The organism is Neorhizobium populisoli (genome assembly GCF_019430945.1).
GTDB classification, from domain to species: domain Bacteria; phylum Pseudomonadota; class Alphaproteobacteria; order Rhizobiales; family Rhizobiaceae; genus Neorhizobium; species Neorhizobium populisoli.
In genome coordinates this window covers 294,675-318,106 of the sequence record NZ_JAHYCB010000001.1, presented here as the reverse complement: position 1 = coordinate 318,106, position 23,432 = coordinate 294,675, and the positions used below count along the sequence as shown (strand labels likewise).

The 23,432-nt window shown below is 58.7% G+C and carries 23 protein-coding genes and 4 tRNA genes; 13 read left to right on the top strand and 14 right to left on the bottom strand.

Going from position 1 to position 23,432, the window contains the following annotated elements:
- Window positions 1–2: 2 nt before the first annotated feature.
- Complete coding sequence (locus KX729_RS01525) at window positions 3–1,802, bottom strand: PHA/PHB synthase family protein (RefSeq protein ID WP_219741193.1); 1,800 nt, start codon at window positions 1,800–1,802, stop codon at window positions 3–5.
- Between the two features lie 199 nt (window positions 1,803–2,001).
- Here KX729_RS01525 and KX729_RS01520 point away from each other — a divergent pair, with 199 nt between their 5' ends.
- The 6 genes from KX729_RS01520 to KX729_RS01495 all read left to right on the top strand — a co-directional run bounded on the left by KX729_RS01520 (window position 2,002) and on the right by KX729_RS01495 (window position 8,308).
- Window positions 2,002–2,403, top strand: coding sequence for a hypothetical protein (locus KX729_RS01520; RefSeq protein ID WP_219740675.1), 402 nt, complete (start codon window positions 2,002–2,004; stop codon window positions 2,401–2,403).
- Between the two features lie 156 nt (window positions 2,404–2,559).
- Window positions 2,560–3,777: an LL-diaminopimelate aminotransferase gene (locus tag KX729_RS01515; RefSeq protein ID WP_219740674.1), complete on the top strand. Its 1,218-nt coding sequence runs from the start codon at window positions 2,560–2,562 to the stop codon at window positions 3,775–3,777.
- 68 nt (window positions 3,778–3,845) lie between these two features.
- On the top strand, window positions 3,846–5,165 hold the full coding sequence (locus KX729_RS01510; RefSeq protein ID WP_219740673.1) for a homoserine dehydrogenase: 1,320 nt from the start codon (window positions 3,846–3,848) through the stop codon (window positions 5,163–5,165).
- A gap of 231 nt (window positions 5,166–5,396) precedes the next feature.
- The gene (locus tag KX729_RS01505) at window positions 5,397–5,534 is read left to right on the top strand and encodes a hypothetical protein (protein ID WP_219740672.1); all 138 of its coding nucleotides are present in this window, start codon (window positions 5,397–5,399) and stop codon (window positions 5,532–5,534) included.
- Between the two features lie 99 nt (window positions 5,535–5,633).
- A complete protein-coding gene (gene recJ, locus KX729_RS01500; RefSeq protein ID WP_219740671.1) occupies window positions 5,634–7,466 on the top strand; it encodes a single-stranded-DNA-specific exonuclease RecJ in 1,833 nt (610 codons plus the stop codon).
- A gap of 98 nt (window positions 7,467–7,564) precedes the next feature.
- Window positions 7,565–8,308, top strand: a complete 744-nt coding sequence (locus tag KX729_RS01495) for an acyltransferase (protein WP_219740670.1) — start codon at window positions 7,565–7,567, stop codon at window positions 8,306–8,308.
- Between the two features lie 55 nt (window positions 8,309–8,363).
- Here KX729_RS01495 and KX729_RS01490 read toward each other — a convergent pair.
- The 4 genes from KX729_RS01490 to KX729_RS01475 all read right to left on the bottom strand — a co-directional run bounded on the left by KX729_RS01490 (window position 8,364) and on the right by KX729_RS01475 (window position 10,073).
- Window positions 8,364–8,438: transfer RNA gene (locus tag KX729_RS01490), tRNA-Glu, on the bottom strand.
- 161 nt (window positions 8,439–8,599) lie between these two features.
- Window positions 8,600–8,674 (bottom strand) — tRNA-Glu (locus tag KX729_RS01485).
- Window positions 8,675–8,800: 126 nt separating this feature from the next.
- Complete coding sequence (locus tag KX729_RS01480) at window positions 8,801–9,445, bottom strand: hypothetical protein (RefSeq protein ID WP_219740669.1); 645 nt, start codon at window positions 9,443–9,445, stop codon at window positions 8,801–8,803.
- Between the two features lie 187 nt (window positions 9,446–9,632).
- Window positions 9,633–10,073, bottom strand: coding sequence for a VOC family protein (locus tag KX729_RS01475; RefSeq protein ID WP_219740668.1), 441 nt, complete (start codon window positions 10,071–10,073; stop codon window positions 9,633–9,635).
- A gap of 199 nt (window positions 10,074–10,272) precedes the next feature.
- On the opposite strand from KX729_RS01475, the gene KX729_RS01470 reads away from it, so the two are divergent.
- Window positions 10,273–10,851, top strand: coding sequence for a cold-shock protein (locus tag KX729_RS01470; RefSeq protein ID WP_219740667.1), 579 nt, complete (start codon window positions 10,273–10,275; stop codon window positions 10,849–10,851).
- 124 nt (window positions 10,852–10,975) lie between these two features.
- Here KX729_RS01470 and KX729_RS01465 read toward each other — a convergent pair whose 3' ends face one another.
- Complete coding sequence (locus KX729_RS01465; protein ID WP_219740666.1) at window positions 10,976–11,257, bottom strand: hypothetical protein; 282 nt, start codon at window positions 11,255–11,257, stop codon at window positions 10,976–10,978.
- Between the two features lie 2 nt (window positions 11,258–11,259).
- Complete coding sequence (locus tag KX729_RS01460) at window positions 11,260–11,706, bottom strand: hypothetical protein (protein WP_246617345.1); 447 nt, start codon at window positions 11,704–11,706, stop codon at window positions 11,260–11,262.
- A 157-nt stretch (window positions 11,707–11,863) separates the two neighbouring features.
- Here KX729_RS01460 and KX729_RS01455 point away from each other — a divergent pair, with 157 nt between their 5' ends.
- The 4 genes from KX729_RS01455 (at window position 11,864) to KX729_RS01440 (ending at window position 13,024) form a co-directional block, all read left to right on the top strand.
- Window positions 11,864–12,376 (top strand): DUF192 domain-containing protein, encoded by a 513-nt coding sequence (locus tag KX729_RS01455; RefSeq protein WP_219740665.1) that lies wholly within the window; start codon window positions 11,864–11,866, stop codon window positions 12,374–12,376.
- 102 nt (window positions 12,377–12,478) lie between these two features.
- Window positions 12,479–12,555, top strand: a tRNA-Pro gene (locus KX729_RS01450).
- A gap of 52 nt (window positions 12,556–12,607) precedes the next feature.
- Entirely contained in the window at window positions 12,608–12,913 is a 306-nt protein-coding gene (locus KX729_RS01445) for an ETC complex I subunit (RefSeq protein ID WP_219740664.1), read from the top strand.
- Between the two features lie 34 nt (window positions 12,914–12,947).
- Window positions 12,948–13,024 (top strand) — tRNA-Arg (locus KX729_RS01440).
- Window positions 13,025–13,038: 14 nt separating this feature from the next.
- Here KX729_RS01440 and KX729_RS01435 read toward each other — a convergent pair.
- From KX729_RS01435 to KX729_RS01425, 3 genes are all read right to left on the bottom strand, one after another.
- Window positions 13,039–14,346 carry a capsular polysaccharide export protein, LipB/KpsS family gene (locus KX729_RS01435; protein WP_246617344.1) on the bottom strand — a complete coding sequence of 436 codons (1,308 nt, stop codon included), beginning with the start codon at window positions 14,344–14,346 and terminating at the stop codon, window positions 13,039–13,041.
- A 97-nt stretch (window positions 14,347–14,443) separates the two neighbouring features.
- Window positions 14,444–15,814: a KpsE/RkpR family capsule polysaccharide export protein gene (locus tag KX729_RS01430; protein WP_219740663.1), complete on the bottom strand. Its 1,371-nt coding sequence runs from the start codon at window positions 15,812–15,814 to the stop codon at window positions 14,444–14,446.
- 4 nt (window positions 15,815–15,818) lie between these two features.
- The gene (locus KX729_RS01425; RefSeq protein ID WP_219740662.1) at window positions 15,819–16,475 is read right to left on the bottom strand and encodes an ABC transporter ATP-binding protein; all 657 of its coding nucleotides are present in this window, start codon (window positions 16,473–16,475) and stop codon (window positions 15,819–15,821) included.
- Between the two features lie 371 nt (window positions 16,476–16,846).
- Between KX729_RS01425 and KX729_RS01420 the strand changes: the two genes are divergently transcribed.
- Window positions 16,847–17,503 carry a hypothetical protein gene (locus tag KX729_RS01420; protein ID WP_219740661.1) on the top strand — a complete coding sequence of 219 codons (657 nt, stop codon included), beginning with the start codon at window positions 16,847–16,849 and terminating at the stop codon, window positions 17,501–17,503.
- A 50-nt stretch (window positions 17,504–17,553) separates the two neighbouring features.
- Here KX729_RS01420 and KX729_RS01415 read toward each other — a convergent pair whose 3' ends face one another.
- From KX729_RS01415 to KX729_RS01400, 4 genes are all read right to left on the bottom strand, one after another.
- Window positions 17,554–18,327 (bottom strand): amino acid ABC transporter ATP-binding protein, encoded by a 774-nt coding sequence (locus KX729_RS01415; protein WP_219740660.1) that lies wholly within the window; start codon window positions 18,325–18,327, stop codon window positions 17,554–17,556.
- Window positions 18,328–18,357: 30 nt separating this feature from the next.
- Window positions 18,358–19,512: an amino acid ABC transporter permease gene (locus KX729_RS01410; protein WP_219740659.1), complete on the bottom strand. Its 1,155-nt coding sequence runs from the start codon at window positions 19,510–19,512 to the stop codon at window positions 18,358–18,360.
- A 4-nt stretch (window positions 19,513–19,516) separates the two neighbouring features.
- Window positions 19,517–20,710, bottom strand: coding sequence for an amino acid ABC transporter permease (locus KX729_RS01405; protein ID WP_219740658.1), 1,194 nt, complete (start codon window positions 20,708–20,710; stop codon window positions 19,517–19,519).
- A gap of 112 nt (window positions 20,711–20,822) precedes the next feature.
- Window positions 20,823–21,848, bottom strand: a complete 1,026-nt coding sequence (locus KX729_RS01400) for an amino acid ABC transporter substrate-binding protein (protein ID WP_219740657.1) — start codon at window positions 21,846–21,848, stop codon at window positions 20,823–20,825.
- A 362-nt stretch (window positions 21,849–22,210) separates the two neighbouring features.
- Between KX729_RS01400 and KX729_RS01395 the strand changes: the two genes are divergently transcribed.
- A complete protein-coding gene (locus KX729_RS01395; RefSeq protein WP_219740656.1) occupies window positions 22,211–23,413 on the top strand; it encodes a cystathionine beta-lyase in 1,203 nt (400 codons plus the stop codon).
- Window positions 23,414–23,432 lie beyond the last annotated feature (19 nt).

Below are 23,432 nucleotides of genomic sequence, written 5' to 3'. Positions count from 1 at the left end.
GGTCAGACGCGTTCCAGCACGTAGGTGCCAGGTGCATCGGCAATGGCGTTCAGCGCCGAACCGCCGGGCTTGCGAGGCGGCACCTCTTCGCCGTCTTTGGCCTTGATCCATTCGTGCCAATGCGGCCACCAGGAGCCCTTGGTCTCCTCGGCCTTGTCCATCCAGTCCTCATATTCGCCCTGCGTCTTGCCGCCGGTCCAGAACTGGTACTTCATCTTGTCGGGCGGATTGACGACGCCGGCGATATGTCCCGAGCCGGTGACCACGAAATCCACCGGCCCACCGAACATGGACGAACCCATGAACACGGATTTCGGCGGGGCGATATGATCCTCGCGGGTTGCGAGATTGTAGACCGGGATCTTGATGTCCTTCAGCGCCACGACCTTGTCGCCAAGCTTCATCTCGCCCTTGGAGAGCGTGTTATTGAGATAGCAGTTGCGCAGATAGAAGGCGTGGTTGGCGGCAGCCATGCGGGTCGAGTCGGAATTCCAGTAGAGCAGGTCGAAGGGCAGGGGCTCCTGACCCTTGAGGTAGTTGTTGACCACGTAAGGCCAGATCAGTTCAGAGGCGCGCAGCATGTTGAAGGCGGTCGCCATCTTCGACCCGTCGAGATAACCGACGGTGTCCATCTGCTTCTCGATCGCGCCGAGCTGTTCTTCGTCGACAAAGACCTTGAGATCGCCCGCATGGGTGAAATCCACCTGCGTCGTCAGGAAGGTGACGGAGGCGATACGGTCATTCTTCGCCTTGGCGTGATAGGCGAGCGTTGCGGCCAGCAGCGTGCCGCCGACGCAATAACCGATCGCATTGACCTGTTTTTCGCCGGTCGCTTTCTCGACGGTTTCCAGCGCGAAATCGATGCCTTCGCGCATGTAGGATTCCCAGTCCTTCTTCGCATGCCGCTCGTCCGGGTTCACCCAGGAGATGACGAAGACCGTATGGCCCTGATCAACGCACCACTTGATGAAGCTTTTCTGCGGATTGAGGTCGAGAATGTAGAACTTGTTGATCCAGGGCGGGCAGATCAAAAGCGGCCGCTTCAGCACCGTCTTGGTGGTCGGCTCGTATTGGATGATCTCGCAGACCTCGCTCTGGGCAATCACCTTGCCCGGCGTCAGTGCCATGTTGCGACCGATGGCGAACTTACTGGCATCGGTATGGCGCAGGCGCAGGTCGCCGCGGCCGGCGGCGATATCCTCGGCCAGCATCTTCATGCCGGCGACGAAATTCGCGCCGTTGCTCGCCACCATCTCGCGATAGACTTCCGGATTGGTGACCGCGAAATTGGCCGGAGAAAGCGCCGCCGTCACCTGCTTCACATAGAAGGCGGCCTTGTGCCGTGTATGCTCGTCGAGACCATCAGCCTCGGTGACCAGCTTGTCGGCCCAGGAAGCGGTGACCTGATAGACCTGGCGCAGAAAGGCAAAGAACGGGTTCTTCACCCAGTCCTCATCGGAGAATCGCTTGTCCTTCGGCAGGTTGTCGAGTTCGGGAATGGGCGGCTGCGCACCGAACTGGTTGCCGCCGAACTGGCCCGCACCAAACTGGCTGAGTGACCGTGTCCAGATTCCCATATAGCTGGAGAACAGCAGGGTCTGCGCCTCGAGCGTCCGCTTCGGGTCGGAAATCCAGTATTCCGTCACCTTGGAAAGCGTCTTGACGAGATCGGTCAGCGGATTGGCGACCGAATCGGGGACTTCGCCGCGTTCGCGCGGCCCAAGCCATTCGGATGCCGCTCTGCCGAGGTTTTCCGCCGCACGGGCGAAGTTCATGGCAAGCGCCTGCGGATCCTTGACCATATAGGCCTCGACCGATTTGGGATCGAAGCCCGGGAACTCCTGGCCCGAACCAACTTTATCCTCGGTCTTTTCCGCCACGCGTGGCCTCCCCACTGGTTGTCGGTTGTTTTCGTTTGTACATTGTCCCAGAAAGCGAATACAAGTCCAGCGGCTGGCGCTTTCCGGCGGAACCAGCAGACGCGATAACTGGGTTATGGAAATGGAAAAACTGAGGCACGCAACTTTCGGCACACCGATTTTGGTCGGTCTGGTTGTTTTGCCTCTTCTGTCGGGCTGCAACAGCCAGAGCTTTGCGCTCGACGACGGCATTCCGAACACCCCGCCGCCGGCTGTCATCGTGCAGTCGAAGACCGCACCTGCGCCGGGCCCGTTGACCGTCAGGAATACCGGTACCTATCCGACCTTCGATCCGACGCTGACGGCCGCTGCCGAGCAGATCGAGGACGACGATTATCACAAGGCCGAGCCGCGTCTCGCAGCGCTGGCCAAAGCCCGCCGCTCCGGCTCCATCTCGGAAGCCGAATACAATCGCCGCGTCGCGGAATACCGCAAGCTTGCTGCCCAGCACGGCAGCGATGCGCTGGCCAATATCGCCAAGTAATTTTTGGGTTCGCGGGCGTTGTCGATCACGCCAACGGTCGCCCAAATAGGGCTTGCGTTTCACATCGTTTGGCCGCAAAGCACAAATCGCCTAAGATGCGCCATTATGCGTCGTGGTGACGCTTCGCATCGTCATTGAGGAGAGCCCGAGGGAGCTATGGAAGAGTTTCATAAAGTCCGGCGTCTGCCGCCCTACGTTTTCGAACAGGTCAACCGTTTGAAAGCAAGCGCGCGAGCGGGTGGCGCCGACATTATCGATCTCGGCATGGGCAATCCCGATCTCCCGACGCCGAAAGCGATCGTCGACAAGCTCTGCGAAGTGGTCCAGGACCCGCGCACGCACCGTTATTCGTCTTCCAAGGGCATTCCGGGCCTTCGTCGCGCCCAGGCCGCCTATTACGCCCGCCGTTTCGGCGTGAAGCTCAATCCCGATACCCAGGTCGTCGCGACCTTGGGTTCGAAGGAAGGCTTCGCCAACATGGCGCAGGCGATCACCGCGCCGGGCGACGTGATTCTTTGCCCGAACCCGACCTATCCGATCCATGCCTTCGGGTTCCTGATGGCTGGCGGCGTGATCCGCTCGCTGTCAGTCGAGCCGGATGAAAGCTTCTTCGGCCCGCTGGAGCGCGCCGTGAAGCATTCGATCCCGAAGCCGCTGGCGCTGATCATCAACTACCCGTCCAATCCGACGGCCTTTGTCGCGACGCTCGACTTCTACAAGGACGTCATCGCGTTCGCCAAGAAGCACGACATCATCGTGTTGTCGGATCTGGCCTATTCGGAAATCTACTTCAACGACGAACCGCCACCGTCCGTCCTGCAGGTTCCGGGCGCGATCGATGTCACCGTCGAATTCACCTCGATGTCGAAGACCTTCTCCATGCCCGGTTGGCGCATGGGCTTTGCCGTCGGCAACGAGCGCCTGATCTCGGCTTTGACCCGTGTGAAGTCCTACCTCGATTACGGCGCTTTCACGCCGATACAGGTGGCGGCGACCCATGCGCTGAACGGCGACGGCTCCGACATCGCGGAAGTCCGCAATGTCTACAAGCGTCGCCGCGACGTGATGGTCGACAGCTTCGGTAAGGCCGGTTTCGACGTGCCGCCTCCGGCCGCCACCATGTTCGCCTGGGCGAAGATCCCGGAAAAGTTCCGCCATCTCGGCTCGCTGGAATTCTCCAAGCTGCTCGTCGAAAAGGCGGACGTCGCCGTGGCGCCGGGTATCGGTTTCGGCGAAATGGGCGACGATTACGTCCGTCTGGCGCTGGTCGAGAACGAGCATCGCATCCGTCAGGCGGCGCGCAACATCAAGAAGTTCCTGTCGACGGCCGACGAGACGATGCACAACGTCATCTCGCTCAATACGCGCCGCTGATCACTGATCCCAAGCACCCGGCGGCCCCTTCTGGGCCGCCATCTCCCAAGCAAGCAGGAAAAATCACCATGGCAGATGCCCTTAAGGTCGGCATTGCGGGTCTCGGCACCGTGGGTGCCTCGCTCGTCCGGATCATTCAGAACCGTGCGAACGAACTGGCCACCACATGCGGTCGCGCGATCGAGATCACGGCCGTCACGGCCCGCGACAAGAGCCGCGACCGAGGCATCGATCTTTCCAGCATCACCTGGTTCGATACGCCGGAAAAGCTTGCTGCCGAAGCCGATATCGACGTCTTCGTCGAGCTGATCGGCAGTTCCGAAGGCGCTGCCGCAAACTCGGTTCGTGCTGCGCTCGCGCGCGGTCTCCATGTGGTGACTGCCAACAAGGCGCTGCTTGCCGCGCATGGTGTCGAACTCGCAAAGGTCGCCGAAGAAAAAGGCGCGCTCCTTAATTTCGAGGCAGCGGTCGCCGGCGGCATCCCGGTCATCAAGGCACTTCGCGAGTCACTTACCGGTAACACCGTATCGCGCGTCTACGGCATCATGAACGGCACCTGCAACTACATCCTGACCCGGATGGAGAAGGAAGGCCTGTCGTTTGCCGATTGCCTGAAGGAAGCGCAGCGCCTCGGTTATGCTGAAGCCGATCCGGCGTTCGACATCGGAGGCAATGATACGGCTCACAAGCTGGCCATCCTGACGACGCTTGCCTTCGGCACGCAGATTGCCGCCGACGAGATCTATCTCGAAGGCATCACCAATATCTCGATCGAGGACATCCATGCGGCCTCCGATCTCGGTTACCGCATCAAGCTGCTCGGCGTCGCGCAAAAGACCGACAGCGGCATCGAACAGCGCGTCCACCCGACCATGGTGCCCTACAATACCGTCATCGCGCAGGTCGATGGCGTCACCAACGCGGTCGCGATCGAATCCGACATTCTCGGCGAGCTGCTGATGGTTGGCCCCGGTGCCGGCGGCAATGCGACGGCTTCTTCGGTGCTTGGCGACATCGCCGACATCGCCAAGAGCCAGCCGGGAGCCCAGCGCGTTCCGGTCCTCGGCACCCCGGCCCTGGCGCTCGCACCGTATAAGCGCGCCCAGATGCAGAGCCACGAAGGCGGCTACTTCATCCGCCTGACGGTTGCCGACCGCGCCGGCGTATTTGCGAGCGTTGCAACCCATATGGCCGAGAACGCCATTTCGCTGGAATCGATCGTCCAGCGCCCGAAGCCGGATGCGGAAGATACGTCAAAGACGATCATCCTGGTGACGCATGCGACCGCCGAACATTCGGTGCGCAAAGCCGTCGATGCCATCAAGGGCGAGACCTATCTGGTCGGAGAGCCTCAGGTCATCCGTATCGAGCGCCCGAAGGCATTTTGATCCTTCGGCAAACAACCAAAAAAAGTCGGCTTTTGCCGGCTTTTTTTCTGGACATTTTCTTGGACTGTCAAAAAAATTTTAAGAACTGCTCGCTTGCGACTGTTCCAAGACAGGAAACCTGCGTACATTCGATTCATGTAGTCACACCGGCGAGGAGGCGCTTGCGTGATGATAATGAATTCTGGAAAAAAGCCTTTCAGGCTTGAATTGGGTCATGGCAGCGGCAAGCCCATGTCCGCCGATCTTGTACAGGCAAATGATGGTGCGGCCGGCGACGATTTTGAAGGTGGCCGTAACTGGTCGTTCATGATCGTGCTTTTTGCTGTCTTTGCCGGCGTCAGCAGTTCGGCCGTCTGGTCGCTTCTCTGAGCCGCAATTTTAAAGCCGCCTGCCGTGCCTGCAAAGAATCACAGTGGGCATCGCTGGAGCTGATTCCGCTTTGCCCGCGGATGGGCTAAAAGCGGAGGTATGAACACGTTCACCTCCGCGATCTCCACAACCACCCAGCCGGTCGATCCGGTGCCGCGTGCGTTTCTCGGCGTCGAAAAATCGGCGGGTGATCAACGGTGGATATCGCGCCTTGATCAGGCGGCGCAGAATCGCGCTCTGGCGATCACCCAAATCCACGCCATTCCCGAACTCGTCGCCCGCGTGCTTGCCGGCCGCGGCGTGACGCTCGACGATGCGCCTGCATTTCTCGATCCGACCATCCGTTCCCTCATGCCCGAACCCTATTCGCTGACGGACTGCGAAAAGGCGGTGAACCGGATCGCCGAGGCGATTGCCAAACGGCAGAAGGTGGCAATCTTCGGTGACTACGATGTGGACGGGGCAGCCTCATCGGCGCTTCTCTACCGCTTCCTCCGCCATTTCGACGTCGAGGCCGAGATTTACATCCCCGATCGCATTTTCGAAGGTTACGGCCCCAATCCCACGGCGATCCGTCAGCTGATCACCAATGGCGCCGGGCTGATCGTCACCGTCGATTGCGGCTCGACCAGCTTCGATGCGCTTGCTGCAGCCACGGAAGAGGGTTGCGACGTGGTCGTCATCGACCACCATCAGCTCGGCCAGGAATTGCCGCCCTGCCACGCGCTGGTCAACCCGAACCGGGAAGACGATCTGTCGGGGCAGGGGCATCTCTGCGCTGCAGGCGTCGTCTTCATGGTTCTGGTCGCTGCCGCGCGCCACATGCGCAAGATCGGCGATCCGCGCGCCAAATCGCTCGACCTGCTCGCCTGGCTCGATATCGTGGCGCTGGCGACCGTCTGCGACGTCGTCCCGCTAAAGGGCCTGAACCGCGCCTATGTGGTCAAGGGCCTGCTCGCTGCGCGCCACATGGGCAATGCCGGGCTGGCCGCACTGTTCCGCAAGGCTGGCCTCGGCGGTCCCGTGACCCCTTATCATTTCGGCTTCCTGATCGGCCCGCGCATCAATGCGGGCGGGCGCATAGGCGACGCGGCGCTCGGCAGCCGGCTTCTGACGATCGAGGATACGATCGAGGCAGAAGAGATCGCGGCGCGGCTGGATGATCTGAACAAGGAACGCCAGGCCATGGAGGCCGCCATGCTGGCGGAAGCCGAGGCCGAGGTTCTGGCCGAATACGGAAACGGCGAGGGCGCTTCGGTCATCGTCACCGCCCGCGAGAGCTGGCATCCGGGCATCGTTGGCCTCATCGCCGCGCGAATCAAGGAGAAGTTCAAGCGGCCGGCCTTCGCGATCGCCTTCGACCCATCCGGCAAGGGTACAGGCTCCGGTCGCTCGATCAACGGCTTCGACATGGGCCGCATGGTGCGTGCGGCCGTGGAGCAGGGCATGCTGGTCAAGGGCGGCGGCCATGCCATGGCAGCGGGCTTGACCGTCGAGCGCGCCAATCTCGGCCGCCTGCGCGCCTTCTTCGAGGAAACCGCCGAGGATAGCGTCTCGACGCTGGTCGCAAACCACGTGCTGAAGATCGACGGGGCTCTTTCCGCCTCCGGCGCCACGCTTGAACTTTACGATCAACTGGAACAGGCCGGTCCTTATGGTTCGGGTCACGCACAGCCGGTCTTTGCAATTCCCGCCCATCGCCTGAAGGATTCGCGGCTCGTCGGCACGGCTCATGTGAAGATCACATTGGAAGCAGCAGATGGCTCGCGAATCGATGGGATCGCCTTCCGCGCCGCCGACACGCCGCTCGGCAATCTTCTCCTGAATTCGCGCGGTTCGCAGCTGCATGTCGCAGGCTGTATCGGCGCCGATCATTGGCAGGGTAGCCGCCGTATCCAGCTACGCGTCTTAGACGCAGCAAAGGCGCCTTAAAATGCCTGCCGTGGTTCCTCGAGATCTCTGGTGCGATCTACCTTTGAGGCCTGAACTCTGACAAAGAGTATAAGCTGAGTTCGGCTGGAGGAGTGGAATTGCTCAAGGATACCATAACGTCCCGGCTTTTCGGCGCGATGCAGAAGAACGCGATCGGCGACCGTCTCATGAGACGAATCCGGGGATGGCTATTCGTGAACGCGTGGGGCAGGGCGAATACACAGAATATCCGGGACGCTGCGAGCCTTGAAGGCAGAATCGGCGTGAAAAACGGGACGGCCAATCATCTGGAGATTGGCGAAGGCGCGCGTTTTTCCGGAACGATCCAGGTGGAAGGCAATTCCAACCGCATTGTAATCGGCAAAGATGCGCATTTCCGCGGTGACATTCTCGTAAAGGGTGACGGGCAAACGGTTTCCTTCGGGGATCATTCGACGACCATCAGTGCCTACATCCTTTGTCAGGAGGGCTGTGAGGTTCAGATAGGCGCGTGGTGCATGCTATCGCGAAATATCGAAATCCGCACAACGGATGCTCATTCGGTCATCGATCGCGCCACCGGCAAGCGCATAAATCCGGCAGCAGGCGTGCGTATCGGCGATCATGTTTGGATCGGTGCCAATTCGATGATCAGCAAAGGCGCGAAAATACCCTCTGATTCGATCGTAGGTGCGATGTCATTCGTGAATGGGGAATTCGATGAGGAGGGCGTGGTGATTGCCGGGATACCCGCGCGGATCACCAAGCGCGGGATAACCTGGAATCGCGGTCGCAAAGGCAAGTATGACAAAAAGCAGATGGACCACTGGCAGGTGCAGATCAGCACATCCGAAACGCCCTGACATCCGGTCCGCGGCGTTCAAATATCAAGCATAGCATCAAAATGGGAGAGAGAAGTGGCACGCCCTAGGGGAGTCGAACCCCTCTTCCCAGAATGAAAATCTGGTGTCCTAACCGATAGACGAAGGGCGCCTGCGCTTCGTGGTGAGCGCCCTTATAGTGGGGTGATTTCTTTCCCGCAAGCGCTAAATTACAGTTTTTCCACAGTGCGAATGCAAAAAAAATCCGGACACGAAAATGCGCGTACCGGATGATACAAATAAAGATAAAACAATGACTTGGGGAGATAGAAGTGGCACGCCCTAGGGGAGTCGAACCCCTCTTCCCAGAATGAAAATCTGGTGTCCTAACCGATAGACGAAGGGCGCCTGCGCTTCGTTGTGGCGCCCTTATAGTGGGGTGATTTCTTTCCCGCAAGCGTCAAAATCATGTTTTTTGCAAAAAAATGACAGTCGTTTTGCGGAAGCGATTTTAGCGTGAAAAGACTGGCCGAATCAGCAGCTTAACGGATTGCCCTGCGCGTCGGTGCCGCAGGCCGCTGCCGGCGAGGGCTGTGGCGCGCTGAAGACGCTGGCGGTCATCGCGTTGAAGTTTCTGCGTGGCAGGTCGGCTGGAACCGGTCCGTTTGCGCTCGTTGCGACCGGCGGCGCCGGCGGTGCAGCCGAGAAAATCGTGCCGGCGTCGGCGCGTACGCCAGTCGGCTGGGTCGCAAGGCCTGCGATCGATGCCTGCTGCGTCGGGGCGGCAGGGGCAGGAGGGAAATTGCTCGCCGGTGCCGGTGTGGGGGCAAGCGTGCCGACCAGGGCGGCGGCCTGTTCAGGCGACAGCGTCTGCACGCCCGGGCGGACTGCAGCCTGTCTTGCCGAATCTCTCGAGGCCACTGGGTCGACATGCAGGCTGGAAGGGGTCGTGCCATTCTTGGCTAAGACGCTGCCTTTGGGCAAAACACTGTCCTTCGACAGCATGCTGTCCTTGGCCAGCATGTTTGATCGGGCCGGCAAGCCATTGGCACCGGCTGCCGGCGGAGAGGCATCGGCCACCTTCTTCGTCGTATTGCAGCCCGAGAGCGCAAGTGCGCAGATGCCTACGGCCGCCAGCGTCATGCGGACGTTCGAATGGGTGTAGGATAGGTTCTGCAAGGGAATGCCCCGTCAACTCACGTCGCGCGCGTCATGCGGCGAATCATTGGAATTGAGCATCGGGTGGAAGCGGGGCGAGGACAACCCGGCGAATGTGGCGGCACGGAGGCTCGGAAAGCCTGACACAAGCCTCGCGGCAGGCAAGAAGCACGGCGGCCGGAAAAATGGCCGCCGAGCGGTATCGCGGTTACCAGCTGCCGATGTTCGGAGCAGATGCCCAGGGCTCGGCGACCGGCAGGTTCTCGCCCTTCTGCAGGATTTCGAATGAAATCCCGTCCGGCGATTTCACGAAAGCCATGCGGCCTTCCCGCGGCGGGCGGTTGATGGTGATGCCAGCATCCGAAACGCGCTGGCAGAACTCGTAGACGTTGTCGACCTCATAGGCGAGGTGGCCGAAATTGCGCCCGCCCGTGTAATCTTCGGTATCCCAGTTGTAGGTGAGTTCGAGGGTGGGGGCGCCCACCTGTTTGGCATCGTCGAAATCTTCCGGGGCGGCAAGGAAGACCAGCGTGAAGCGGCCCTTCTCGTTGTCGATGCGGCGGGTTTCCACGAGGCCAAAAACGGTTGTATAGAAATGAAGTGAGGCATCCAGGTCTTTGACCCGGACCATGGTGTGCAGATAACGCATTATGAAGTCTCCCTCCGATGAAACACCGCAAGGATATGGCGCAGACGACAGCTTGGAGCAAGCCACTCTAAATAGAGATGAGGGTGGATAAAGCCAAGACGGGGGCTTGCGCTGGACGGTTAGCGGGATGTTAATCTATCCTCTAAGAATCAGTTAAAATCCGTCACGTCGTAACGCGTAATCGAGGGGCCGACAGGATATGGCAGACAGGATGTCATCGAAAGGCGTTGCCAGTTTCGAGGAGTTCTCGGGGGAACCGGTCGAGCTCATTGAAATTACTGGCGTCGTCAAATGGTTCGATGTGGCGAAAGGGTTCGGCTTCATCGTTCCGGACAATGGGATGCAGGATGTTCTTCTGCATGTGACCTGCCTTCGCCGCGATGGATACCAAACCATTCTGGAAGGAACGCGCATCGTCGCGATGATCCAGAAGAGGGACCGCGGCTATCAGGCCTTCCGCATTCTTTCCATGGATCAGTCGACGGCGGTTCATCCGTCGGACCTGCCACCGGTGCGCACTCACGTACAGGTGACCGCCACGAGCGGTCTCGAGCGGGCTCTGGTCAAGTGGTTCAACCGCACCAAGGGCTTCGGCTTCCTGACACGCGGTGAGGGCACGGAAGACATTTTCGTCCATATGGAAACGCTTCGACGTTTCGGTCTCACCGAGCTTCGCCCGGGACAGGTCGTACTGGTTCGTTTCGGACCTGGCGACAAGGGTCTGATGGCGGCCGAGATTCATCCCGACAATCCGAACCCGGTAAGCCGCTCGCACTGAGCTTATCGCGTTCAGAGCGTATTGTTGAAAAAGCGCCCGTTGGGCGCTTTTTCTGTATTGGCTCGATCTCGATCATCTCGCTGCGGAAGCAATCGGTGCGACCGGCACCAATTGCCACGACAGATCAATAGTCGCGCCGTGAAGAGCCCGCGAGAAGCAAGCCGACAGCTGCACCTATCGCCAGAGCACCGAGAACGGCCCCGGTCGCCGCCGAAGGATTATGGCGGGCAGCAGCCGCAAGGCCATAACCCTCATGCCGGAACTGGCGTGCGAACTGCCGCGCGCGGGGCGCGATATAGGCTGCGGCGTCATCGGCCGAATCTCCCGCCTGTCGAGCGAAGATGGCCCGCAGATCGGAAAGCTGACGGCCCAGCCGGTCGATGTCGGAAAGGTAATCTCGGTTCATATCTATCCCCTGTTGTAACGGTCGTAACGATCACGGCCGCGGTCGTAATCGCGGTCTCGATCCCGGTTTTTGTCGTCGGATGATTCGTTCGCAGATGACGCATTGGCTCGGTCGATAATCTGCAGAAGCAGGTCGGCGCATGCCTTCATCGGTTCGTCGTCTGCACATTTCAGATCGATGCGCGCATCGCCGATCCGCACATGGAAATGTGCAGCCTTCGGCGGCGGTGGTGGGCGGTCGCCGCGCGGATGCATCCGCCATTCATCCTTGCCTTCGGCGCTTTCTGGCCCTCGTGGCCCCGGCGGAGGAGGGGGTGGCGGAGGATTGTCCTTGTTGATTTCCGGCGGCGCCGGCGGAAGCGGCGAGGGCTCTGTCGGTGGAGCCTGAGCCAATGCGACAGCCGCGGTCAGCCCTAAGGCTGCTGCGGTCAGTCCTGCAAATCTGAGCATGGGAGGTTACCTCGGTTGGCGTCCGACAGTAACGAAGCGGTGAGAGGGAAGTTCCGCGTCAAACCGCTCGGCATTCCCGGCCGAAAGAGAATCGACAGGGCACCGGAAGCCAGCCATATTGGCGCCGACGACAACCGGCTTGCATATGGTTCATCTCATGTTCGAAAATTCAAAATTCTTCATTTTTAAGCGGTTGGCAGCATTCAGGAGTGCTGTGGCAGCACTTTTTCTGCTTTTGGCCGGACTTTCAGCCGGAACTGCGGTCGCGCAGCAGGAAATGACTTTCCCCCGCGACGAGCTATCGATCAAGACTGCGGCAGGGCAGACCTACAAGTTCTCGATCGAACTTGCCCTCACGGACGCGCAGCGCGAACACGGCCTGATGTATCGCAAGGAAATGGCGCCGGATCACGGAATGCTGTTCGACTTCGGCATGGCCCGGCCGGTCTCCATGTGGATGGAAAACACCATCCTGCCACTCGATATGCTGTTCATCCAGGGTGACGGCACGATTTCGCACATCGGCGAAAATGCCGTGCCGTTCTCGCGCGACGTGATTGATTCGCACGGACCGGTGAAATTCGTGCTGGAGATCAATGCCGGTCGCGCCAAGGCGCTTGGCATTAAGACCGGCGACAAGGTGGTCTCCAAGCGCATCGGCAGCCCATAACTTTCGGATTGATCCCCAGCGAATTTTCTGCAGATGGCAGAAAGGTTTATTTTGCTGTTGCGAGGTAAAAGGGAACCGTGTATCTCGCAACCAACGTAGGAACGGAGTGTAGCGCAGTCTGGTAGCGCATCTGGTTTGGGACCAGAGGGTCGGGAGTTCGAATCTCTCCACTCCGACCACGTTTTCCAGGGGCGCCGCACAGACGATCCATCCCAATGGAGCGTTTCAGGAATGGCAGCCAAGATTTTTCGTCCCGCCAAGACCGCCATGCAGTCCGGCAAAGCCAAGACCCATCTTTGGGTTCTGGAATTTGACCAGGAGCAGCCGCGTCGTATCGACCCGATCCTCGGCTACACATCTTCCGGTGACATGAAGCAGCAGCTTCGCCTGACCTTCGAAACGCTTGAACTGGCCGTTGCTTATGCCGAACGCGAAGGCATCGAGTATCGCGTCATCCAGCCGAAGGAAGCCAACCGTCAGGTCGTTTCCTATACGGATAACTTCAAATTCAACCGCATCCAGCCCTGGACGCATTGACGATCGGCGCCTGGCTTCCCCGGCGCAAAAGATCGGCCCCTTAGCTCAACTGGATAGAGCAGCTGCCTTCTAAGCAGCAGGTCGCAGGTTCGAGTCCTGCAGGGGTCGCCATTCTCGGCTGATTTTTAGTCGAATGGATAGAGAATGCGTCCCAGCTTTCTGAGGCGCGCATTCGAAAGCTCCCGAAAAAATACGATCGGATTGGTCTTGAACGCTTCGGCATCGGTTTGATCGCCGACTCGCGCGATCAGATTTGCCAGCGGCCAGGTCATGAGATGACGCCATCCAAGCAGGCCGTAAGAGCCCGTGATTGCGAAACCCGGTTTGGTGGGCGTTGGAACAGGTAGAATCTGGCTTTGCGGCATTCCGTCCCGCCGCCAGCGCGCAGTCGTGCTGAGGCATTCCTCAAACGTCGCCTCTTCACCGCTTACCGGGTCGAAATAGCGTGGGTAAAGCAGATAGGCGGCTGCGAACACCTCGTCGATACTCAATCTGCGCTTTCTTCGCGAATTGGCTTGGCGATCATCCGTCAAACCCCATCCAGCGTAGAACGGGCAGCCGAGAAGCGTCACCGGAATCCCGCGCAGCAGCGCTTCGAAGCCCCCCAGTGAGGTTATCGTGTAAACATGATCCACCGTGCGAAGCACCTCGGGCAGAGGCGCCTTGCCGATAAGGATGTGGCAGACATGCGCGACGTCGGCGGGATTGGAAAGGCGTCTGCGAACGCCGTTCAGGACATCGGGATGCGGCTTGTAGAGAATGTCGCAATCTGGGTTTTCCTGCGCTGCCAGCCGCACGACGTCGTTATTGTCGATCTTGCGGTCACAGCCGAACCGAATGGATGCGTCATCCTCGACCTGGCCGATGACGAGGATCCTGCGCCGCGGGCTCGCCGGTGTGGTTTCAGGTGGCGGTACGGTATCGTCACCCGAATTATATTTGCTCAGGCCGGAGGAAAGAAGTTCGGCAATCCCTTTGCGGGCGCGGCTCATCAGGACTTGGTCGGCCTCGAAATCGCAATTGGAAAGAATGATCTCAAGATCGGAAGACGAGCGACTGTCGAAATAGGGCGCCCGCCCGTCCAGCGTCAGTGAAAACGGCAGGCTGTGGCTCGCATTGGGCACAAGCGAGCGAATGAACCCGTCTTCCAGAAAGCACAGCGGTATCCTGTTGTCTCGAGCGAACCCGACGACCGCCGGCGAGACGTTATTCCCCCATGTCAGGAGAACCGGATTCTCTTCGTCTTCGATGGCCTGCGCCCAGTCGAGAAAAAACGCCTTGTCGCTGACATAGAGTGGCAGATAGCTGAAATTCGTCCGGGGAAAATAGGAATTGAGGATCGCCTGCTTCCATCGGCGAATCTGAAAGGCGAAGACTTTCCTGCCTGCCAGATCGACACGCTCGGCCATGCTATCAAACGGGGCGTTCTGCATCCTTGATCAATCTACTTCAGCCAATACCCATGAATGCGCAGCGCCCACGCATGGGTTCATATGCGTGGGCGCTTGTCAGGAAGGAATATCCGCCAGCTTAATTGCGGTCTCGAATATTGTAATATCCCATGACTGCGACCGACCAGATCAGCAATGTACCCAGCAGAACAAGCAGCGAGTTCAGGAAGCGATGCGGATACTGCGCCAATTCGGATAGGGTGGGGTTGATGAAGACGGCAAGGTAACGCTGCTTGGCGTTCGCATCGACGCGAGCTCTCTCAAGCGCGGCAAGCGACGATGTATAGGCGCGTTCTGCGAATTCCCGCTGCGTTTCGAGCTTGTCGTACTGCTGGAGCCGTCCGGCCACGCCGGAAGCAGAGTCCGTTGCGTTCCTGCCCTGCTTGGGAGCAATCCCGCTGCCGAGTCTTTGTCTTTCCTGGGTGAGCTGCTTTTGCAGGCTGTCGATTTGCGACCGCATAACTCGGATACGTGGTGTATCCTCGCCCATCTGGGTCAATGCAGTCGACATTTCAGTCTGCAGTTTGACCAGTTGCTGCTCCAGGGATGCCACGATTTGCGTTGCCAGCTTGGCACCCTCTACGGGATCTGCTTCCTGGGAAACGTCACGATAGCTGCGTATGGCATCGCGTGCGTCGGAAAGGCGAGCTTCGGCGAGGCTGACTTCAATCTGAGCCACCTTGAGCATTTCGTTACGACCGGTAAGCGAAAGGTCGTTGATCAGCCGTTCACTGCTCTGGATAATAAAGCCGGCAACCTTCTGAGAATCTTCTGGTGTAAATGCATTGACGGTTAGGTTCATAATGCCGGAAGCATGATCGAAATCGACCGTTATAATACTGCGCCAATAACGCAGTTTGTCTTCTATGGGGAGATCCTTGCGAATACCATAGAAAAAGTCGAAACCGCGGGGCGCGTACATGTTTTCCAGATCGAACAGTTTATCGGCAGCTTGCACCATCTTTTCACTCATGATGAAGTCAAGCAGAACGTAAGAGTCCGAAATCGTGCTTCCAGCCGAAGCCTGAGAAAACATGCCGAGAATGTCCGACGCCTGCGCGGCTGAAATGCTGCGTACGGAAAAAGAGGCAGAGCTATGATACTGATTAGCAGCGATAAACGCTAAATACAGCGACGCAAGCGTGGTTGGTAATGCCACCATGACCATGAAGGTCATAGCGATGACCGTGTGCCGAAATTTCCAACGGCTCGCCGGCTTTTCAGCTACATTCGCGCCATTGGCATCAATTTCGATCTTCTTAGCCGGAGAGGTCGCCGGACCTTTGGGGTCGACTTTCTCCCTTTGTGGATTCGGAAGCTGGACAATCTTTTTATTAAAAAGGTTGTCCAAAAGCTGCAGGTGTTTTCGCTTATGTTCGGGGTGGCCTGGAGCCTCAAATTTTCCGTCTACGCCTAAACCCGACGTTCTTGCCTGAAGTTGCTCAGCCAACCTATTAACCCCGCATATTCTGTTCGTGAATACTTATCGCATCCGAGAGTTCACTATAATACGTCAATTTGCCTTTTTCGAGAACAATACCCGATGTGCAATATTCTCTGAGAGTCCCCCCGCTATGGGATACCATAATCACATCAGAATTCGCTAAACGCTCCCTAAAGACTGTTTGCGATTTCCGTTTAAAATTTGTATCGCCGACCGCCGTAATCTCGTCAACGAGATAATAATCGAATTTGATCCCCATGCTGACCCCAAAGGCGAGCCTTGCCTTCATCCCTGAAGAATAGGTCTGGACCGGGGCGTGGAAAAACGGCCCTAATTCCGCGAAATCGGCAACGTAAGCCACCAGTTCTTCGCTTTCGACCCCATAGATTCGCGCGACGAATCGTACGTTCTGCTCTCCAGACAGGGCGCCTTGAAAGCTTCCCTGAAAGCCCAGCGGCCAAGAGATTTTACCTTGCCGAATGATGCGACCGCTGTCGAGATTCTGGGTGCCGGCAATCAATTGCAATAGCGTGGATTTGCCTGCGCCATTGCGCCCAAGCAACCCAACGCTCTTTCCGCGCGGTATGACAAAAGAGACGTCGTCGATGATTGGTTTGGACAACCCTTTCAACTTGACGTGTTTTGTCGCCCGCTCAAGCTTTATCATCGTGTCCTCGATCTGGTATTCGATACATGCAGATATCTGTCTGTCTAAAGCGAAGCTGGTCAGAGAACCGTATTTTAGTCGCGAAAACGGTAAATTTACGCTGATTATGGGCTAATTGAAAATTTATTCAAATCGACGCCGCTACACCATGGCAAGCACGAGCCACTTATCCAATCAGATGCTCATTTTATAAATCGCATTTTCGTCACGGTCCGGATTCGGAAAGGCCGCATTCCTGTATAAGTTTTCGCACCGCGCCACCACCCCGCGCTGATGTCATTCGGGCAGATTCGAACGACTTCAATTTATACGAACTTACGGGCTTTGGGGCTGGTAGTTCGCGTCGCCTCCAAGTGGACCGGTCGAATATCATGGAAAAAATTCAGTTCATCGCTGCCGCGAGTGCGCTTGCTTTATTCTTTGTCGCAACCTCAGGGTCTGCCGCCGAAAGACCTCTGATCTGGCAGCCCACCAAGAATTCGGACACCAGCTACTCTATCAGGCTCGGCATGCAATTGCCGACCCGGCTTGAAGCCGAGGCGGGCATTTCGTTCGGCATGAATGCGACGAAGGGCGGGGCACCCATCGATACGCCGATCCGCTTCTGGAGCAGTTTCGTCACGAGCAAGGTGAAAACGACAGTTTCGGAGATGCGTCGAGGTGTCGGTCTGGATTTCGACGGAAACACCGGCAGCGCGGCGATCAGCATGAACTATTATGAAAAGGAGTTTGCCACGCCGTCGCTCGATCTTGAGCGGAACAGCAGCTACACGATGCGGTATGATGGTGTCTCAGGCGAGTGGGCGGGCATCGACGCGAACCAATCCGTTCGACTGACGCATGGTTCGACCGGCACCTCATTGATGGGGCGGGCAAGCGCCAGCGATAGCTTTGCCACCATCGGCGCCGGCATCGGGCTGGAGCAGCAGATAGGCGAATACATGACTGTGACGGGCTCGCTCGACAGCAGTATGGACGCCTCGGATCCGGTTACCAGCGTCAAGGCGCGCTATTCCTTTACCTGGTAACGAAAAAGGGCGCCAATGGCGCCCTTTCAAGTATCGGTCTATTGCTGTCCTCAGTGCAGGATCTGGCTGAGGAAGAGCCTGGTGCGCTCGTGTTGCGGATTGTCGAAGAACTCGGCCGGCGAGTTCTGTTCGACGATCTGGCCTTGGTCCATGAAGATGACGCGGTTGGCAACCTGGCGCGCGAAGCCCATTTCGTGGGTGACGCAAAGCATGGTCATGCCTTCTTCGGCGAGCGATACCATCGTATCCAGGACTTCCTTGACCATTTCCGGGTCGAGAGCCGAGGTTGGCTCGTCGAACAGCATGATCTTCGGTTTCATGCAGAGCGAGCGGGCGATTGCCACGCGCTGCTGCTGACCGCCGGAAAGCTGGCCCGGATATTTGTTCGCCTGTTCCGGAATCTTGACGCGCTTCAGATAGTGCATCGCCACTTCTTCCGCTTCCTTCTTCGGCATCTTGCGCACCCAGATCGGTGCCAGCGTGCAGTTTTCCAGGATCGTCAGATGCGGGAAGAGGTTGAAGTGCTGGAATACCATGCCTACTTCGCGGCGCACTTCATCGATCTTCTTCAGGTCGTTGGTAAGCTCGATATCGTCGACGACGATCTTGCCGGCCTGATGTTCCTCGAGCCGGTTGATGCAGCGGATCATCGTCGACTTGCCGGAGCCCGACGGGCCGGCGATGACAATGCGCTCGCCCTTCATCACCTTGAGGTTAATGTCGCGCAGCACGTGGAAATCGCCATACCACTTGTTCATGCCGGTGATTTCGACGGCAACGTCGGTGGTGGAGACGGTCATTTTCTTGGGTTGGGCTTCAGCCATGTTTTTCCCCTTGTAATCTTGCTTTCAGGATCAGCGCTTGTGAGCCGTGTCGAGATGCCGTTCCATAAAAGCGGAATAGCGCGACATGCTGAAGCAGAAGATCCAGTAGATGATGCCTGCGAAGATCAGGCCGGTGATCGGCGTCACCGGCGTGATCCAGGTCGTATCGGTGAAGTTCAGGCGGATGATGTTCAAGAGGTCGAACATGCCGATGATCGACACGAGCGAAGTATCCTTGAACAGGCCGATGAACGTGTTGACGATGCCCGGAATGACCAGCTTGATTGCCTGCGGCAGGATGATCAGCCGCATCTTCTGCCAGTAGCCGAGCCCGAGCGAATCCGCACCTTCTGACTGTCCCTTGGGGATCGCCTGCAGGCCGCCGCGGATGACTTCCGCCATATAGGCGGAGGCAAACAGGGCAACGGCCACGAGCGCCCGAAGGAAGTTGTCGATCGTCCAGCCGGTCGGCAGGAAGAGCGGCAGCATCACGTTCGCCATGAACAGAACGGTAATGAGCGGCACGCCTCGAATCACCTCGATGAAGGTGACGCAGAGTGTCTTGATGACGGGCATTTTCGAGCGGCGGCCGAGCGCCAGCAGCGTTCCGAGCGGGAACGATACGGCGATGCCGACGAAGGACAGGATGAGCGTCACCATCAGGCCGCCCCAGAGCGGCGTCTCGACCTTCTGCAGGCCAAAACCACCATGCAGCAGGAAGAAGGCGACGATCGGGAAGACGATGAACAGCAACAGCGCATTCAGGCCCTTGTACGGCGCCTTCGGAATGAGCATCGGAGCCAGCAGCACGATGAACATCACGGTGACGAGGATCGGACGCCAGCGTTCGTCGAGCGGGTAGCGCCCGAACAGGAACTGAACGAACCGATCCTTGACGAAGGCCCAGCAGGCGCCCTTCCAGCCATCCGGCTGGATGCCGCCCTGGACGATCGTGGTGCAGACCGAGCGATCGCTACCGAACCAGGTCGCCTGAACCACCAGCCAGTTCAGGGCAGGTGGGATCAGCAGCGCCAACAGGATGATCGCGATGACGGTGAGAACGACATCCTTTGGTGTGGCGAGCAGGTTGGTCCTGACCCAGCCGATAATATTGCCGGCGGCAATCGGCGCCGGCTGTGCCGGCAGCATTTCGTGCCGGACGAAGGAGGGGTTTGTATCGGCCATGATCTTACCTCTCCACCAAAGCCATCCTGGCGTTGAACCAGTTCATGAACAGCGAGGTTGCGATACTGATCGTCAGATAGACGACGAGCCAGATCGAGATGACCTCCACCGCCTGACCCGTCTGGTTCATCGTCGTGCCGCCCGTCGAAACGAGTTCGGGGAAGCCGATCGCCACGCCGAGCGACGAGTTCTTGGTAAGGTTCAGATATTGGCTCGTCAGGGGCGGAATGATGATACGGGCGGCCTGCGGAATGACGACCAGCCGCGTCGTCGAGGACGGCTGCAGGCCGAGCGCGAACGAAGCCTCCGACTGCCCCTTCGGCACGCCGCGAATGCCGGCGCGGATGATTTCCGCGATGAACGCAGCCGTGTAGAAGGACAGCGCCAGATAGAGCGCCACGAATTCCGGAGCGATCACCGAACCGCCGGACAGGTTGAACCGGCCCGCGACCGGATAGTCGAAGGTCAGCGGTGCGCCGAGCATCAGGAAGGTGAGGATCGGCAGGCCGGCGATGAGGGCGATGCCGGCCCAAATCGTGTGGAACTGCTTGCCGGTGCGCATCTGCCGTTTCTTCGCCCATTTGGCGATGGCGAAGGTCACGACGATGCCGATGAGAATGGTGATGGGAATAAGGTAGGTGCCTTCGCCCCAGAGCGGCTTCGGGAAGGCAAGGCCGCGGTTGTTGAGGAACATGCTGAAGGGCAGTTTCAGCGAGTCTCGCACCTGCGGCAGCGTCGAAAGAACGCCGGAATACCAGAAGAAGATGACGAGCAGCGGCGGGATGTTACGAAACACCTCGACATAGACCGTGCAGAGCTTGGCGATCAGCCAGTTCTTGGACAGGCGGCCGATGCCGACGAGGAAGCCGATGATGGTCGCCGTGAAGATGCCGGTGACGGCAATCAGGATCGTGTTGATCAGTCCGACGACAAGCGCGTCGCCATAGGTCGAATCGCTCGAATAGGGCAGCATCGCGAAGCCGATGTCGAAACCGGAACGGCCGGCAAGGAAGCCGTAGCCGGAGGCGATGTTGGCGCGCGCGAGGTTGACGGAAACGTTGTGACTGATGAACCAGACCGCCAGCACGACGACGAGGGCAGTCATAATCTGGAAGAAGATGCTGCGCACCTTCGGATCGTTGATGGGAGAAACCTTCGGTTCTCGATGGGATGACACACGTATGGCGTGATCTGTCATGCTTGCCTTTCCCCGTTGGCCTTTTGGCCATTTTTGTTTTTGGTTTTTTTATATTTTTTGATGTACGGCAAGGCGGCGAGGGCCGCCTTGCCGGATGTCGGAAAGCGGTCGATCAGCGGACCGGCGGAGCGTACTGCAGGCCGCCCTTGGTCCACAGAGCGTTCAGGCCGCGCTGGATCTTGAGCGGGGTGCTTGCACCGATGTTGCGCTCGAAGACTTCGCCGTAGTTACCGACGCCCTTGACGATGTTGTAGGCCCAGTCGTTGGTCAGGCCAAGGTCGGTACCGATCTTGGTGTCCTTCTCGACGCCGAGGAAGCGGCGAACGTCCGGGTTGGTGGAGCCGGCCTTGATCTGGTCGACGTTTGCCTGGGTGATGCCGAATTCTTCAGCCTGAACCAGGGCGAAACCGGCCCAGGTCACGATGTCGAACCACTTGTCGTCGCCCTGGCGGACGGCCGGAGCGAGCGGCTCCTTGGAGATGATTTCCGGCAGGATGATGTGATCGTCCGGCTTTGCGAGCGACAGGCGCAGCGAATACAGGCCCGACTGGTCGGTCGTGTAGACGTCGCAACGGCCGGCCTGGTAAGCGGCATTCACTTCTTCGAGCTTTTCGAAAACGACCGGCTTGTATTCCAGCTTGTTGGCCTTGAAGTAGTCGGCGAGATTGAGTTCGGTCGTGGTGCCCGACTGGACGCAGACGGCGGCGCCGGACAGTTCCAGAGCCGACTTCACGTTCAGGCTCTTCGGAACCATGAAACCCTGGCCGTCATAGTAGTTGACGTAACGGAAGTTGAAGCCGAGCGCGGTGTCGCGGTTGACTGTCCAGGTGGTGTTACGGGCCAGAAGGTCGATTTCGCCGGACTGCAGTGCCGTGAAGCGGCTCTGAGCGGTGGTTGGCGTGTACTTGACCTTGGTGGCGTCGCCGAAGATCGCAGCAGCGACGGCCTTGCAGTAATCGACGTCGAAGCCCTTCCAGTTGCCGGCGGAATCCGGCTGTGCAAAGCCGGCAAGACCGGTGTTGACGCCGCACTGGACGAAGCCCTTCGCCTTCACATCATCGAGCGTCGCGGCAGAAGCAGCCGAAGCGAAGCCCAGTACCGCAGCGCCAATCGCGGCTGACAGAAGCGTCTTGTTCATTTTCCCAACCTTATCTCTTGTTTTGATCTGGATTGCACCGTGCCGTTCCCCTGTTTTCTTCGAATACGGCAGGTCGCCCGCCAACCCTCCCGGTGCGGGTACCCACTATCTCATTCGCAAAACAACGCAGGGTCAAGTGTCGCCTTTTCGAATTGCGTCTAAAATGAGGTAAATTTGTTAACTTGGCCCAGGAATTGGGCAAATACTCAAAAGTTAGGCGGGTTTTGATCAAAATCGATGTTGTTTAGATAAAGTCGCAGGTCGCCTGATGTCTATTTCTGCAGCGGCGGGCGGGGTTGACCGGGCAATGTTCCGGCGTCAAAACTTCACCTATTCGCTCGCAACTGAAAGCTTCTCCAGACATGAAAAAGAAGAACGACACCCTCTATGGCGGCGCCGGTTCGAACACGCGCCTGGCGCATATGGGCCACGATCCGTCCGGCTATCATGGCTTCGTCAATCCGCCGGTCGTGCATGCCTCGACCGTGTTGTTTCCCGATTCCGCGACGATGGAGAAGCGTGCGCAGAAATATACCTACGGTACGCGCGCCACGCCGACGACGGACGCTCTCTGTGCGGCCTTCGACGAGCTGGAAGGTTCGGCCGGCACCATCCTCGTACCGTCCGGCCTGGCGGCGATTTCGGTTCCTTTCCTGGCCTATCTGTCGGCCGGCGATCACGCGCTGATCGTCGATTCGGTCTATTCGCCCTGCCGCAATTTCTGCAACACGATGCTGAAGCGTCTGGGCGTCGAGATCGACTATTACGACCCGGAAATCGGCGCTGATATCGCCAAGCTGATCAAGCCGAACACGCGGCTGATCCACACCGAGGCGCCGGGCTCCAACACGATGGAAATGCAGGATATTCGCGCTATTACCACGGAAGCGCACAAGCCGTCCCATGGCCGCGATATTGTCGTCACCATGGACAATACCTGGGCGACGCCTCTCTATTTCCGGCCGCTCGATTTCGGCGTCGATGTCTCCATCCATGCGACGACCAAATATCCATCCGGCCATTCGGATATCATCATGGGTTCGGTGCATGCCAATGCCAAGCACTGGCCGGCACTGGAAGAGGCCCGCATTACGATGGGCATCTGCGGCGCGCCGGACGATTCCTACCAGATCCTGCGCGGCCTGCGCACCATGGGAATCCGCCTCGAACACCACCAGAAGAGCGCGCTCGACGTGGCGAAATGGCTCGAAGGTCGCGACGACGTCGCCCGCGTCCTGCATCCGGCGCTGCCCAGCTTCCCGGGGCACGACATCTGGAAGCGCGACTTCAAAGGTGCCAGCGGCGTCTTTTCCTTCGTGCTGAAAAGCGATGCGGCAAAGTCCAGGGAAAAGGCGCATGCCTTCCTCGACGCGCTGAGCTTCTTCGGCCTCGGTTATTCCTGGGGTGGTTATGAAAGCCTTGCCGTGCCGGTCAATCTTTCCGACCGCACGATCCGCACGGCTCCGACCGACGGCGCGCTCATCCGTCTGCAGATCGGCCTTGAGGATATCGCGGACCTGAAGAAGGATCTGGAAGCCGGCTTTGCCGCGGCTGCCGCCGTCTGATTATCGGTCCAGTGACGGG

Excerpts from the sequence above, each read along its gene's own strand:
- KX729_RS01525 (WP_219741193.1), bottom strand. The coding sequence starts at position 1,802 with ATGGTCAAGGATCCGCAGGCGCTTGCCATGAACTTCGCCCGTGCGGCG.
- KX729_RS01520 (WP_219740675.1), top strand. The coding sequence starts at position 2,002 with ATGGAAAAACTGAGGCACGCAACTTTCGGCACACCGATTTTGGTCGGT.
- KX729_RS01515 (WP_219740674.1), top strand. The coding sequence starts at position 2,560 with ATGGAAGAGTTTCATAAAGTCCGGCGTCTGCCGCCCTACGTTTTCGAA.
- KX729_RS01510 (WP_219740673.1), top strand. The coding sequence starts at position 3,846 with ATGGCAGATGCCCTTAAGGTCGGCATTGCGGGTCTCGGCACCGTGGGT.
- KX729_RS01505 (WP_219740672.1), top strand. The coding sequence starts at position 5,397 with ATGTCCGCCGATCTTGTACAGGCAAATGATGGTGCGGCCGGCGACGAT.
- recJ (WP_219740671.1), top strand. The coding sequence starts at position 5,634 with ATGAACACGTTCACCTCCGCGATCTCCACAACCACCCAGCCGGTCGAT.
- KX729_RS01475 (WP_219740668.1), bottom strand. The coding sequence starts at position 10,073 with ATGCGTTATCTGCACACCATGGTCCGGGTCAAAGACCTGGATGCCTCA.
- KX729_RS01470 (WP_219740667.1), top strand. The coding sequence starts at position 10,273 with ATGGCAGACAGGATGTCATCGAAAGGCGTTGCCAGTTTCGAGGAGTTC.
- KX729_RS01465 (WP_219740666.1), bottom strand. The coding sequence starts at position 11,257 with ATGAACCGAGATTACCTTTCCGACATCGACCGGCTGGGCCGTCAGCTT.
- KX729_RS01460 (WP_246617345.1), bottom strand. The coding sequence starts at position 11,706 with ATGCTCAGATTTGCAGGACTGACCGCAGCAGCCTTAGGGCTGACCGCG.
- KX729_RS01455 (WP_219740665.1), top strand. The coding sequence starts at position 11,864 with ATGTTCGAAAATTCAAAATTCTTCATTTTTAAGCGGTTGGCAGCATTC.
- KX729_RS01445 (WP_219740664.1), top strand. The coding sequence starts at position 12,608 with ATGGCAGCCAAGATTTTTCGTCCCGCCAAGACCGCCATGCAGTCCGGC.
- KX729_RS01435 (WP_246617344.1), bottom strand. The coding sequence starts at position 14,346 with ATGCAGAACGCCCCGTTTGATAGCATGGCCGAGCGTGTCGATCTGGCA.
- KX729_RS01425 (WP_219740662.1), bottom strand. The coding sequence starts at position 16,475 with ATGATAAAGCTTGAGCGGGCGACAAAACACGTCAAGTTGAAAGGGTTG.
- KX729_RS01420 (WP_219740661.1), top strand. The coding sequence starts at position 16,847 with ATGGAAAAAATTCAGTTCATCGCTGCCGCGAGTGCGCTTGCTTTATTC.
- KX729_RS01415 (WP_219740660.1), bottom strand. The coding sequence starts at position 18,327 with ATGGCTGAAGCCCAACCCAAGAAAATGACCGTCTCCACCACCGACGTT.
- KX729_RS01410 (WP_219740659.1), bottom strand. The coding sequence starts at position 19,512 with ATGGCCGATACAAACCCCTCCTTCGTCCGGCACGAAATGCTGCCGGCA.
- KX729_RS01405 (WP_219740658.1), bottom strand. The coding sequence starts at position 20,710 with ATGACAGATCACGCCATACGTGTGTCATCCCATCGAGAACCGAAGGTT.
- KX729_RS01400 (WP_219740657.1), bottom strand. The coding sequence starts at position 21,848 with ATGAACAAGACGCTTCTGTCAGCCGCGATTGGCGCTGCGGTACTGGGC.
- KX729_RS01395 (WP_219740656.1), top strand. The coding sequence starts at position 22,211 with ATGAAAAAGAAGAACGACACCCTCTATGGCGGCGCCGGTTCGAACACG.